At 71.8% G+C, this 12,571-nt stretch carries 12 protein-coding genes; all 12 read right to left on the bottom strand.

The window, feature by feature from the left end:
* Positions 1–74 precede the first annotated feature (74 nt).
* The 12 genes from nusB to V5O46_RS18150 all read right to left on the bottom strand — a co-directional run bounded on the left by nusB (position 75) and on the right by V5O46_RS18150 (position 12,567).
* Positions 75–509 (bottom strand): transcription antitermination factor NusB, encoded by a 435-nt coding sequence (nusB, locus tag V5O46_RS18205; RefSeq protein WP_332885657.1) that lies wholly within the window; start codon positions 507–509, stop codon positions 75–77.
* A 2-nt stretch (positions 510–511) separates the two neighbouring features.
* Positions 512–1,078 (bottom strand): elongation factor P, encoded by a 567-nt coding sequence (gene efp, locus V5O46_RS18200; RefSeq protein WP_332885656.1) that lies wholly within the window; start codon positions 1,076–1,078, stop codon positions 512–514.
* Between the two features lie 69 nt (positions 1,079–1,147).
* Positions 1,148–2,260 carry an aminopeptidase P family protein gene (locus tag V5O46_RS18195; RefSeq protein WP_332885655.1) on the bottom strand — a complete coding sequence of 371 codons (1,113 nt, stop codon included), beginning with the start codon at positions 2,258–2,260 and terminating at the stop codon, positions 1,148–1,150.
* A gap of 171 nt (positions 2,261–2,431) precedes the next feature.
* Positions 2,432–3,343, bottom strand: a complete 912-nt coding sequence (locus tag V5O46_RS18190; RefSeq protein ID WP_332885654.1) for a Pro-rich N-terminal domain-containing protein — start codon at positions 3,341–3,343, stop codon at positions 2,432–2,434.
* 138 nt (positions 3,344–3,481) lie between these two features.
* Positions 3,482–4,573, bottom strand: coding sequence for a 3-dehydroquinate synthase (aroB, locus tag V5O46_RS18185; protein ID WP_332885653.1), 1,092 nt, complete (start codon positions 4,571–4,573; stop codon positions 3,482–3,484).
* Complete coding sequence (locus V5O46_RS18180; RefSeq protein ID WP_332885652.1) at positions 4,570–5,085, bottom strand: shikimate kinase; 516 nt, start codon at positions 5,083–5,085, stop codon at positions 4,570–4,572. The genes aroB and V5O46_RS18180 overlap by 4 nt, the downstream gene beginning before the upstream one ends.
* The gene (gene aroC / locus V5O46_RS18175; protein WP_332885651.1) at positions 5,082–6,266 is read right to left on the bottom strand and encodes a chorismate synthase; all 1,185 of its coding nucleotides are present in this window, start codon (positions 6,264–6,266) and stop codon (positions 5,082–5,084) included. Before aroC ends, V5O46_RS18180 begins: the two co-directional genes overlap by 4 nt.
* A gap of 145 nt (positions 6,267–6,411) precedes the next feature.
* The gene (locus tag V5O46_RS18170; protein ID WP_332885650.1) at positions 6,412–7,257 is read right to left on the bottom strand and encodes a shikimate dehydrogenase; all 846 of its coding nucleotides are present in this window, start codon (positions 7,255–7,257) and stop codon (positions 6,412–6,414) included.
* Positions 7,257–8,939 (bottom strand): endolytic transglycosylase MltG, encoded by a 1,683-nt coding sequence (gene mltG, locus V5O46_RS18165; protein WP_332885649.1) that lies wholly within the window; start codon positions 8,937–8,939, stop codon positions 7,257–7,259. The genes V5O46_RS18170 and mltG overlap by 1 nt, the downstream gene beginning before the upstream one ends.
* A gap of 123 nt (positions 8,940–9,062) precedes the next feature.
* Complete coding sequence (ruvX, locus tag V5O46_RS18160; RefSeq protein ID WP_332885648.1) at positions 9,063–9,527, bottom strand: Holliday junction resolvase RuvX; 465 nt, start codon at positions 9,525–9,527, stop codon at positions 9,063–9,065.
* A complete protein-coding gene (gene alaS / locus V5O46_RS18155; protein WP_332885647.1) occupies positions 9,527–12,199 on the bottom strand; it encodes an alanine--tRNA ligase in 2,673 nt (890 codons plus the stop codon). Before alaS ends, ruvX begins: the two co-directional genes overlap by 1 nt.
* Entirely contained in the window at positions 12,199–12,567 is a 369-nt protein-coding gene (locus tag V5O46_RS18150) for a hypothetical protein (protein WP_332885646.1), read from the bottom strand. The genes alaS and V5O46_RS18150 overlap by 1 nt, the downstream gene beginning before the upstream one ends.
* Between the last annotated feature and the right edge of the window lie 4 nt (positions 12,568–12,571).

Below are 12,571 nucleotides of genomic sequence, written 5' to 3'. Positions count from 1 at the left end.
CGACCTCGCCCTCGCCGACCGGTTCCGGGAGGGGCTGCGGTCCCTGACGGCGTCTGTGTGTCTCGCGGAGCCTGTCAGGCCTCGTCACGGCGCAGCGAGGACTTCAGGTCCTTCAGCCGGCCGAGCAGACCGTTGACGAACGAGGGCGACTCGTCCGTGGAGAACTCCTTCGCCAGCTGCACCATCTCGTCGAGGACGACGGCGTCCGGGGTCTCGTCGACCCAGATCAGCTCGTACGCACCGAGGCGCAGGAGGTTGCGGTCCACGACCGGCATGCGGTCGAGCGTCCAGCCGACCGAGTACTGGGCGATCAGCTCGTCGATGCGCGTCGCGTGCGCCGCGTATCCCTCGACCAGCTCCATCGTGTACTCGCTCACCGGCGGCTGCCGGGTGTCGGTCCGGGCGTGCCGGATCCAGTCCGCGAGGACCGTCAGGACGTCGGCGCCGCGCTGGTCGCCCTCGAAGAGGATCTGGAAGGCGCGCTTGCGGGCCGTGTTGCGGGCAGCCACGGTTAGCTGTTCACCCGGCCGAGGTAGTCGCTGGTGCGGGTGTCGACCTTGATCTTCTCACCGGTGGTGATGAAGAGCGGCACGTTGATCTGGTGGCCGGTCTCCAGGGTGGCGGGCTTGGTGCCGCCGGTGGAGCGGTCGCCCTGGACGCCCGGCTCGGTCTCCTGGATGGTCAGCTCCACGGCGGCGGGCAGCTCGACGAAGAGCACCTCGCCCTCGTGCTGGGCGACGGTGGCCTCGAAGCCCTCGACCAGGAAGTTGGCGGCGTCGCCGACGACCTTGCGGTCGATGTGCAGCTGGTCGTACGTCTGCATGTCCATGAAGACGAAGTAGTCGCCGTCCATGTACGAGAACTGCATGTCGCGCTTGTCGACGGTGGCCGTCTCGACCTTGACGCCGGCGTTGAAGGTCTTGTCGACGACCTTGCCGGAAAGCACGTTCTTGAGCTTGGTGCGCACGAATGCCGGGCCCTTGCCGGGCTTGACGTGCTGGAACTCGACGACGGACCAGAGCTGGCCGCCTTCGAGCTTGAGCACCATGCCGTTCTTGAGGTCGTTCGTGGAAGCCACGGTTGCGGAATCTCCTGGACTGGACTGACGTGGACGACCCCGGGGCAGGCCATGCGCACAGCGCGAGGGCTAGAGCGCGAGCAGCTCCTTGGTCGTGATGGTGAGTAGCTCGGGTCCGCCGTCCGCCTCGGGGCGTACGACGAGCGTGTCATCGATCCGGACACCGCCCCGGCCCGGGAGGTGGACCCCCGGTTCGACGGTGACCGGCACGCAAGCGTCCAGTTTACCCATGGCCGCCGGGGTCAACTGAGGGTCCTCGGCGATTTCGAGTCCGACGCCGTGCCCGGTGACCGTCGGAAGGTGCTCGGCATGGCCGGCGCTGTCCAGTACCTGACGTGCGGCGCGGTCCACGTCGCAGCAGGCGGCGCCCGGGGCGAGGGCCTCCCGGCCGGCCCGCTGGGCGGCGAAGACGAGGTCGTACAGCTCGATCTGCCAGTCGGCGGGCGAGGTGCCGATGACGAAGGTGCGGCCGATCTCGCAGCGGTAACCGCGGTAGGTGGCACCGAGACAGACCGAGAGGAAGTCGCCCTCCTCCACCCGCCGGTCGGTCGGGCGGTGGCCGGGCCGGCCCGCGTGGGGGCCGGTGCCGACGGAGGTGGGGAAGGCCGGGCCGTCCGCCCCGTGGTCGATCAGCCGGCGTTCCAGCTCCAGGGCGAGGTGACGCTCGGTACGGCCGACCAGGATGGACTCCAGGAGCTCGCCGAGTGCCTGGTCGGCGATCTCGGCGCCGATGCGCAGGCAGGAGATCTCCTCCTCGTCCTTGACCACCCTCAGCTGTTCGACCGCGCAGCCCAGGTCGGTCAGGTGCAGCCGGGGCGCGACGGCACTCAGGGCCCGGTGGCGGGCGACGGTGAGGTGGTGTTCCTCCACGGCGAGGGCCTCGGTGCCCCGGTCGGCGGCCAGGCCGGTGGCGGTGACGGCGGGGTCGCCGGCCGTACCGGTCAGGGTCCGCACCCGGAGGGTCTCGTCGACCCGGCCCTGTGCGGGCCGGTCCTCCGCGGGGCCGGTGCACAGCAGCAGGTCCTGGTCGTCGGACCGGCCGAGCAGCAGTACGGCGTCGTGCGGGGCGGTACCCGCGAGATAGCGCACATTCGCGGGGCGGGAGACCAGCGCCGCCGCGCTGCCGCCCGCGGTGCAGTGTTCGCGTAGGCGGGTCCGGCGGGCCGCGTACACCTCTGACATGTGCCGAGCGTAAGAGCTCCGCTCACGTCTCGCCGCTCGGGAGCGGCCGAGTGGGCGGCGTACGGGTCCGGCGCCCACGGGTCCCGGCCGTGCGGATGTGCGGCTGTGCGGGACGGCGGAGTTCGGCACACCCCTCCCCCGCGCTCCTGCGGACGGCGCCGGTCCCCCGGTTCACCAGTTCGGGGGGCTGGCTATCGATCTCGCCAGAACCTCGTCCAGGACACGGGCCGTCTCGGGGACGTCGAGCTGGGAGTTGTCGATGATCGGGAGACCCGAGCCGTACCAGCCGGCCATTCGGCCGTGGATGCGGGCGACCTCCTCGTCGCCCAGCCGGCGGTTGCCCGAGCGCTCGGCGTTGCGCTCCAGGACGATGTCCAGGCCGGGCAGCAGGACGACGGGGAGCAGGCCGGGGCCGACATGCCGCTTCCAGCCGCCGAGGCCGACCACGGGCCGGTCCGGGAAGACGGCGTCGTCGAGGATGCACGAGATGCCGTTGGCGAGGAAGTTCCGCGCGGCGAAGCCGCAGGTGCGGCGGGCCAGGCGGTACTGCGCCTCGGAGTGGTCGTTCCAGCCCGACCGGGGGTCGGCGAAGCCCGAGCGGACCCATTCGCGTACGTCGTCGAGGCTGATGTGGGCGGTGGGGACCCGGCGGTGGTCCGCCCAGTACTTGGCGACGCTGGTCTTGCCGGCGCCGGCTGGTCCGATGAGCAGCACCGCGAGCGTGGTGTCGGCCGGGTCGGGTGCGGCGGCGGGCGGCGCGCTGGGCGCGGCGACGGGGGCACCGGGGGGCAGCGGGACGTGCCCGGTGGTGTCGGGGACGGGCGGGGCGGGGGCGGGCTGCGGCGCCGTGGCGGGGTGCGGGCCGGGAACCGGGTGAGGGCCGGGGACCGGCTGCGGGGCGGGCGCGGGGTGCGGCGGCGGTCCCTGGTAGCCCGGGGACGGGTGCGGCGGGGGCGCGGGAGCGGGGCCCTGGGACGCATCCGCGCGGGGACCCGGCTGGTGTGCGGCCGGGGACCGGCCGACGGCCGGTCCGTGCCCCGGCTGGTGGGGCGGCGGCAGCGGCGAACCCACTGCGTGCTGCATCCGGTGCCACTCCGTCTCGTTCTCGGTTCGTCGATGGGCGCTGGCGGCGGGGCGGGCCCGCCGCTACCGAACGGTACCGCCCCCGGCGCTCGTTCGGTGAACGGCCGAGGGCGGTGCGAAGTGCCCGGGGCTGGGGGACTATTCGCCTACCTCGCCGTAAGCGGCCAGCAGGACGGCCGGGTCGGGGCCCTCCAGCACGGTGGGCTTGGCCAGGCCGTCCAGAACGATGAAGCGCAGCAGGTCGCCGCGGGACTTCTTGTCGACCTTCATGGTCTCCAGCAGCCTGGGCCACTGGTCGTGACGGTAGTGCAGCGGCAGGCCGACCGCTTCCAGGACGGTGCGGTGCCGGTCGGCGGTGGCGTCGTCCAACCGGCCCGCCAGCCGGCCGAGTTCGGCCGCGAAGTGCATGCCGACGGCGACCGCGGCGCCGTGCCGCCACTTGTACCGCTCGTTCTTCTCGATGGCGTGGCCGAGCGTGTGACCGTAGTTGAGGATCTCCCGCAGGCCCGACTCCTTCAGATCGGAGGAGACCACCTCGGCCTTGACCCGGATGGACCGCTCGATCAGCTCGGCGGTGTGCGGGCCCTCCGGAGTACGGGCGCCCTGCGGATCGGCCTCGATCAGGTCCAGGATCACCGGGTCGGCGATGAAGCCGGCCTTGATGACCTCGGCCAGCCCGGAGACGTAGTCGTTGACCGGCAGGGAGTCCAGCGCCGCCAGGTCGCACAGCACACCGGCGGGCGGATGGAAGGCGCCGACCAGGTTCTTGCCCTCGGCGGTGTTGATACCGGTCTTGCCGCCGACGGCCGCGTCCACCATGGCCAGCACGGTGGTGGGGATCGCGACCCAGCGCACCCCGCGCAGCCAGGTCGCCGCCACGAACCCGGCCAGGTCCGTCGTAGCACCGCCGCCGACGCCGACGATGACGTCGGTGCGGGTGAATCCGGACTGGCCGAGCGCCTTCCAGCAGTAGGCGGCGACCTCGGCGGTCTTGGCCTCCTCCGCGTTCGGCACCTGGACGGCGATCGCCTCGTAGCCCTGCCCGGCCAGGTCGGCGCGCAGCGCCTCCCCGGTCTCGGCCAGCGCCTCGGGGTGGATCACCGCGACCCGCCTGGCCCGCTCGCCGATCAGTCCGGACAGCTCGCCGAGGAGCTGACGGCCCACCAGGGCCTCGTACGGCTCGGTGCCCGCCGTGCCGCCGACGCCGATCCGGGTGACTGCCTCGCTCATGCTTCCTTCAACTCCAGTGCGTCGAGGGCGACCTGGGTGACTTCCTCGGGGGTGCGCCCGTCGGTCGCCACCACGACGGTGGCGACCTCCTCGTACAGATGACGTCGGGCCTCCATCAGCTCCCGCCACTGCTTGCGCGGGTTGACCGCCAGCAGCGGGCGGGCGACGTTCAGGCCGGTGCGCCGGACCGCCTCCTCCACGCCCATGGACAGGTACACGACCCGGAGTCCCGCCAGCAGCGCGCGCGTGCCGTCGTCCAGGACCGCGCCGCCGCCGAGCGCGAGGACGCCGCCGTGCTCGGCGAGGGCGGTGCGCACCGCCTCCTTCTCCAGCGCCCGGAAGGCCGGCTCCCCGTCGTCCACGAAGATCTCGGCGATGGTGCGGCCCTCGGCGGCGACGACGTCCGCGTCGGTGTCCCGGTAGCCGACGCCGAGGCGTTCGGCGAGCAGCTCTCCGACGGTGGACTTGCCCACGCCCATCGGACCGACCAGCACGATCACCGGAACGCTCATCGGATGGCCAGGGCGTCGAGGTACGACTGCACGTTGCGGCGGGTCTCGGTGACGCTGTCCCCGCCGAACTTCTCCGCGACGGCGTCCGCCAGGACCAGTGCCACCATCGCCTCGGCGACGATCCCCGCGGCCGGCACCGCGCACACGTCGGACCGCTGGTGGTGCGCCTGCGCGGCCTCACCGGTGGCCACGTCCACCGTCTGCAGGGCCCGCGGCACGGTCGCGATCGGCTTCATCGCCGCCCGCACCCGCAGCAGCTCCCCGGTCGTGAGCCCGCCCTCGGTGCCACCGGAGCGTCCGGTGGCCCGCTGGATACCGTCCCCGGTGGCGAGGATCTCGTCGTGGGCCTTCGACCCCGGCACCCGCGCCAGCTCGAAACCGTCCCCGACCTCGACCCCCTTGATCGCCTGGATGCCCATCAGCGCGGCCGCCAGCCGGGCGTCCAGCCGCCGGTCCCAGTGCACGTGCGAGCCCAGCCCCACCGGCACCCCGTAGGCCAGCACCTCGACCACACCACCGAGGGTGTCGCCGTCCCTGTGGGCCTGGTCGATCTCCGCGACCATCGCCTTCGACGCGTCCGAGTCCAGGCAGCGCACCGGATCGGCGTCCAGCCGCTCGACGTCGGCCGGCGTCGGGTACACCCCGTACGGCGCCTTCGCCGCCGCCAGCTCCACGACATGGGAGACGATCTCGATCCCGGCCGTCTCCTTCAGGTACGACCGGGCGACCGCGCCGAGCGCGACACGGGCCGCGGTCTCGCGGGCGGAGGCGCGCTCCAGGACCGGCCGGGCCTCGTCGAAGCCGTACTTCTGCATGCCCGCCAGGTCGGCGTGGCCGGGGCGGGGCCGGGTCAGCGGCGCGTTGCGGGCGAGGCCGGCGAGGATCTCCGGGTCGACCGGGTCGGCCGCCATCACCTGCTCCCACTTCGGCCACTCGGTGTTGCCCACCATCACCGCGACCGGGGAACCGAGGGTCAGCCCGTGCCGGACCCCGCCGAGGAAGGTGACCTCGTCCCGCTCGAACTTCATCCGCGCACCGCGGCCGTAGCCCAGCCGCCGCCGCGCCAGATGGTCCGCCACCAGCTCCGTGGTGATCGGCACGCCGGCGGGCAGCCCCTCCAGCGTCGCGACGAGTGCGGGACCGTGGGACTCCCCCGCGGTCAGCCAGCGCAACCTGCTCAACGGTGCTCCTCAGTGCTCGCGCCTGTCCGGGATCGCGGCGCGACCGGGTGCGCGGCCCCGGTCCGCCACCTACGATCCTCCCACGTCCGGCCCCCTGACCCGGCCGCCGGTCCACCAGCCGGACGGTGGGCGGGCGCCGCGGGGATCAGGAGCGGCAGTGATCCCCGCGGGCGGCGAGGGCGTGCTCGCCCGCTTCCCGCATGGCGGCGAGCGGGGCCGGGGTGCGTCCGGTCATCTGCTCCACCTGGAGCACTGCCTGGTGCACCAGCAGGTCGAGTCCGCCGACGACGGCACCTCCGTAGGCGGACCAGCGAGCGGCGAGAGCGGTCGGCCACGGGTCGTAGAGGACGTCGAAGAGGGTGGCGGGCATCTCCGGGACCGAGGCCGCGAGCGCGTCGGTGGTGCCGGCCGGGGTGGTGGCGACGACCAGCGGAGCGCGCAGTGCCTCGGCCGCGTCGGCCCAGTCGGCGATGCGTACGTCGACGTCGAGGCGCTCGGCCCATCCGCGCATCTCGGCGGCACGGGCCTCGCTGCGCACATAGACGGAGACCGGTCCGGCGCAGACCCGGGCGAGTGCGGCCAGCGCGGAGGAGGCGGTGGCGCCGGCGCCGAGGACGGCCGCGGTCTCCACCTTCTCGATACCGTGCTCGCGCAGGGCGGCGACCATGCCGGGGATGTCGGTGTTGTCGCCGGTCGCCCGGCCGTCCTCGGTGAGGACGACGGTGTTCACGGCGTCCACGGAGGCGGCCGTGGCGCTGATCTCGTCGAGCAGCGGGATGACGGCGCGCTTGAGCGGCATGGTCAGGGACAGCCCCGCCCACTCGGGACCCAGGCGCTCGAAGAAGGCCGGCAGCGCCTCCTCGCCGACGTCGAAGCGGTCGTACGTCCAGCCCTCCAGGCCCAGCTCGGCGTAGGCCGCCCGGTGCAGCGCGGGGGAGAGGGAGTGCGCGATCGGTGACCCCAGTACGGCGGCCCGGCGAGGGACGGACATCACTGGTTCCTCGACTTGTTGAATTCCTTGACCAGTTCCTCGTGTTCGGCGTTGGTCCTGGTGAACTTGCTCGTCTTGCCGTCGAGGGAGATGAAGTAGTACCAGCCGTCGTCCGTCGGGTCGAGGGCGCCCTTCAGCGCGTCCTCGCCCGGGTTGCTGATCGGTCCGGGCGGCAGGCCCTTGTAGTAGTACGTGTTGTACGGGTTGTCGTACGTCCGCAGTTCCTTGAGGGTCAGGTCGATCTTGCTCTGGTTCTTGATGTAGTTGTACGTGGAGTCGAACTCCAGCATGCCGTTGGTCTGCGGGTTCGGCTTCTGGCGGTTGTAGATGACCTCGGCCATCTTGCGGAAGTCCTCGTGGCTCCGCCCCTCCGCCTGCACCAGGCTGGCCACCGTGAGCAGCTGCCAGGGGCCGTCGAGGCCGAGGCCCTCGGCCTTCTGCTCCAGTCCGAGAGCCTGGTACTTCTCCCCGGCCCGCCGGACCATCTGCTTCAGGACTTCCCCGGGCTCCTGGCCCTTGGCGACCGCATAGCTGGACGGATAGAGGAACCCTTCCAGGGGATCCTTGACGTTCTTGCGGTTCATCGCCCATTCGGGCAGGCCGAGGTTCTTGTACTCGTCCTTGGCGACCTGCGCCGTGGTGCCCTTGTCCAGCTCCAGGCGGGTGTCGATGAGCTGGTAGATGTCGGCGTTGCGCTTGCCCTCGGCGATGATCAGGTTGTTGCGGCTCTCGGGGCTGAGCATGAGCTCGACCGCCGACCGGGCCGACATCTCCTTCTCCAAGGTGTACACGCCGTCCTGGATGCTCTTCGCGTCGGGGTTGCTCTGCAGGGCGGCGACGAAGGCGTCGACGCTCTTGACGACGCCCTTGCGTTTCAGCTCCTGGCCGATGACGGAGCCGCCGGCACCCTTGGGGATGGTGACGGTGATCTGCTCGCCGTTGCCGTCACCGGCGAAGTCCGGGGCCGCGCCGAACCGGTCCTGGTAGAACTGGTAGCCGAAGTAGCCGACGCCCAGCACACCGCCGCCCAGCACCAGGCACACCACCAGACAGGCGATGCCGTTCCGGCCCTTCTTGGACTTGCCGGCCCGGCCGCTCCTGCGGGCGCCGCGTCCGCCGCCGCCCTCGTCGTCACCGCCGTCGTCCCCGCCCGCGAAGAAGGCGTGCTCACCCTGGTCCGGGCCCGGGTCCCAGCCGGTGTCGTCCGGCTCCGGCTCGGGGCGGCGCCGGCCGGGCGGCTCCGGCGGCGGGTACGCGTCCGGGGTGCCGTAGTAGTCGGACTGCCCGGAACCGTAGCCGGCGGCGGGCTGCTGCCCGTAGGGGTCCTCCGGGTCGGGGTACTGGGCGCCGGGGGCCCAGCCGCCGTTGCCGTTCTGGTGCTGGGCCTGGGCGGCGTACTGCTGGTCGTACTGTCGGTCGTACTGCCCGCCGTACTCCTGCTGATACTGCTGCTGGTACTGCTGGGTGTACTGCTGCTGGTCCTGGCCATGGCCGGGCTGGGTGCCGTTCTCCCAGCCGCCGTAGTGCTGCTGGGACAGGGGCTGCTCCGGATAGTGCTGCGGCTGGCCCCCGTAGGAGGACTGGGCGTCGTGGGCCTGCTGTCCTCCCCATCCGCCGTCCCCGTACAACGGGTCCTCCGGATGCCACGGTTCGGAGCCTCGGCCCCGGCCATACTCAGTCATCGATCCCCTAGAGCCGCGAGACGGCGGTGCGCCCGGCTGGTGCGGCCGGCCTCCGTTCCGCCTCTTGCTGTGCGGCGGCTGTTCGAACACTGCCGCATCGCGCGGAACGTTACCGTATCGCGATCAGATGACCACTTCGACGCCCTCGCCGGGCGCTCTACCTGACACCCGTTCGGATTCCAGCGCCTGCTGGAGGATGATCACAGCGGCTGCCTGGTCGATGACGGAGCGGCCCTTCCTGGACTTGACGCCGGAGGCTCGTAGTCCCTGACCGGCCGTGACCGTGGTCATCCGCTCGTCGACCAGCCGGACCGGGACCGGGGCGATGCCCCGGGCCAGTTCCTGGGCGAAGCCGCGCACCTTGGCGGCGGCCGGGCCCTCGCCCCCCTTGAGGGAGCGGGGCAGACCGACGACGACCTCGATGGGCTCGTACTCCTCGACCAGTTGCCGCAGCCGCCGGTGGGCGGCCGGGACGTCCCGGCCGGGGACCGTCTCCACCGGAGTGGCGAGGATCCCGTCGGGGTCGCAGGAGGCGACCCCGATACGGGCGTCCCCGACGTCGATCGCGAGCCGGCGTCCTCGGCGCATTACTTGGCCGTCTCCGCGACCAGGCGCTCGACGGCGTCGACCGCGTCGCCGACGGCGGCCGGGTTCTGGCCGCCGCCCTGGGCGACGTCCGGCTTGCCGCCACCGCCGCCGCCGAGGGTCTTGGCGGCGGTGCGGACCAGGTCACCGGCCTTGAGCCCGCGCTCGCGGGCGGCCTCGTTGGTGGCGATGACCGTCAGCGGCCTGCCGCCCACCGTGCTGAACAGGGCCACCACCACGGCCCGGCCGCCCTGGATCCGGCCACGCACGTCGAGGACCAGCTTGCGCAGGTCGTCCGCGGCGGTGCCGTCCGGGACCTGCCCGGTGACGAGGGCGACGCCCCGGACGTCCTTGGCGGACTCGGCGAGACCGGCGGCGGCCTGCAGCACCTTCTCCGCGCGGAACTTCTCGATCTCCTTCTCGGCGTCCTTCAGCTTGCCGAGCATGGCGGAGACCTTCTCCGGCAGCTCCTCCGGACGGCCCTTGATCAGCTCCTGGAGCTGAGCGACGACCGTGTGCTCGCGAGCGAGGAAACTGTAGGCGTCCACGCCGACCAGGGCCTCGATCCTGCGCACACCCGAGCCGATGGAGGACTCGCCGAGCAGCTTGACCAGGCCGAGCTGGGCGGTGTTGTGCACATGGGTGCCGCCGCACAGTTCCTTGGAGAAGTCACCGATGGTGACCACGCGCACCCGGTCGCCGTACTTCTCGCCGAACTCGGCGATGGCGCCCTGCTTCTTGGCCTCGTCGATGCCCATGACCTCGGCGTGCACGTCGAGGTCGCGGGAGAGCACCTCGTTGATCTTCTGCTCGACGTCGGTCATCACGGCCGTCGGGACGGCGGACGGCGAGCCGAAGTCGAAGCGGAAACGGCCGGGCTGGTTCTCGGAACCGGCCTGCGCGGCCGTGGGACCGAGGGCGTCCCGCAGCGCCTGGTGGGTGAGGTGGGTGGCCGAGTGGGCGCGGGCGATGGCCCGGCGGCGCTGGGAGTCGATCGAGGAGTGCGCCTTGGCGCCGACGGTGACCTCGCCGACCTGGACGACGCCCTTGTGGACGTAGACGCCCGGGACCGGCTTCTGGCAGTCGCGCACCTCGATCACGGCACCGGCGTCGGTCCTGATCCGGCCGGTGTCGCCGATCTGGCCGCCGCCCTCGGCGTAGAAGGGGGTGCGGTCCAGGACGACCTCGACCTCGTCGCCCTCGGTGGCGGCCGGGGAGGAGACTCCGTCGACCAGGAGACCGACGACGGTGGACTCGCCGTCGGTGTCGGTGTACCCGATGAAGTCGGTGGCACCGGCCCGGTCGGCGATCTCACGGTAGGCACCGAGGTCGGCGTGGCCGGTCTTCTTGGACCGGGCGTCGGCCTTGGCGCGCTCGCGCTGCTCCTTCATCAGACGCCGGAAGCCGTCCTCGTCCACGGTCAGGCCCTGCTCGGCGGCCATCTCCAGGGTGAGGTCGATCGGGAAGCCCCAGGTGTCGTGGAGCAGGAACGCCTTGTCGCCGGGCAGCACGGCGCCGCCGGCGGCCTTGGTGTCGGAGACGGCGGTGTCGAGGATGTTGGTGCCGGCCTTCAGTGTCTTCAGGAAGGCGTGCTCCTCGGCCAGGGCGACCTTCTCGATCCGCTCGCGGTCGGTGATCAGCTCGGGGTACTGCTGCCCCATCATGCCGATCACGACGTCGATCAGGTCCTTGACGACCGGGCCGGTGGCGCCGAGCAGGCGCATGTTGCGGATGGCGCGGCGCATGATGCGGCGCAGCACGTAGCCGCGGCCCTCGTTGCCCGGGGTGACACCGTCGCCGATGAGCATCACGGCGGTGCGGATGTGGTCGGTCACCACGCGCAGGGAGACGTCCGAGGCGTGGGCGTCGCCGTAGGCCACCCCGGTCAGCTCGGTGGCCTTGTCGATGACGGCCATGGAGGTGTCGATCTCGTACATGTTCTGCACGCCCTGCAGAATCATGGCGAGCCGCTCCAGGCCAAGGCCGGTGTCGATGTTCTTGGCGGGCAGGTCTCCGAGGATCTCGAAGTCCTCCTTGGAGGTGCCCTCGCCGCGCTCGAACTGCATGAAGACCAGGTTCCAGATCTCCACGTACCGCTCGTCGTTGACGGCGGGGCCGCCCTCGACGCCGAAGTCGGGGCCGCGGTCGTAGTTGATCTCGGAGCAGGGGCCGCAGGGGCCGGGGACGCCCATGGACCAGAAGTTGTCCTTCTTGCCCAGGCGCTGGATCCGCTCGGCGGGGACGCCGACGATCTCGCGCCAGATCCGCTCGGCCTCGTCGTCGTCCTGGTAGACGGTGATCCACAGGCGCTCGGGGTCCAGGCCGTAACCGCCCTTGTCCTGGGGGCTGGTGAGCAGCTCCCAGGCGAGCTTGCAGGCGCCCTCCTTGAAGTAGTCCCCGAAGGAGAAGTTGCCGCACATCTGGAAGAAGGTGCCGTGCCGGGTGGTCTTCCCGACCTCCTCGATGTCCGGCGTGCGCACGCACTTCTGCACGCTGGTGGCACGGGCGTAGGGCGGCTTGACCTCACCGAGGAAGAACGGCTTGAAGGGCACCATGCCCGCGTTGACCAGCAGCAGAGTCGGGTCGTCCGCGATGAGCGACGCCGAGGGCACGACGGTGTGCCCGCGCTCCTCGAAGAAGCTCAACCAGCGGCGGCGGATCTCGGCCGACTCCATCAGTGGTCCTCATTCCGGTTGTACGAGTACGTCGTCCTGTCGACGTACTTCGAGACGGGCTTCGGGTCGCTGCGGTTCTCGACGGCGGTGTACCGCCGGGGCGCCGGGAGTCCGTGTGCCGGGTCGACGGGGGCGTTCAGCCCGAGTGCGTCGCCCAGCTCGGCCTCCCGGTGGGCCATGTTGTCGCGGACGTCGAGGGCGAAGCCGACCGCGCGGTCCTTCAGCCGGCCGCCCGCCTCGATCGCCTTGTTCGCCGCCGTCGCGGCGAGGCTCTCGGGGGTCAGCTGCCTCAGCTTGCGGTTGACCTTGGTGGTGGCCCACACGCCGGCGGCGACGCCTGTGGTGAACCAGAACGTACGGCGGAGCATTCCT

Source organism: Streptomyces poriticola (genome assembly GCF_036689765.1).
GTDB lineage: Bacteria > Actinomycetota > Actinomycetes > Streptomycetales > Streptomycetaceae > Streptomyces > Streptomyces poriticola.
The sequence above is the reverse complement of the archived record's forward strand: the minus strand, read 5'-3'. Positions and strand labels throughout refer to the sequence as shown.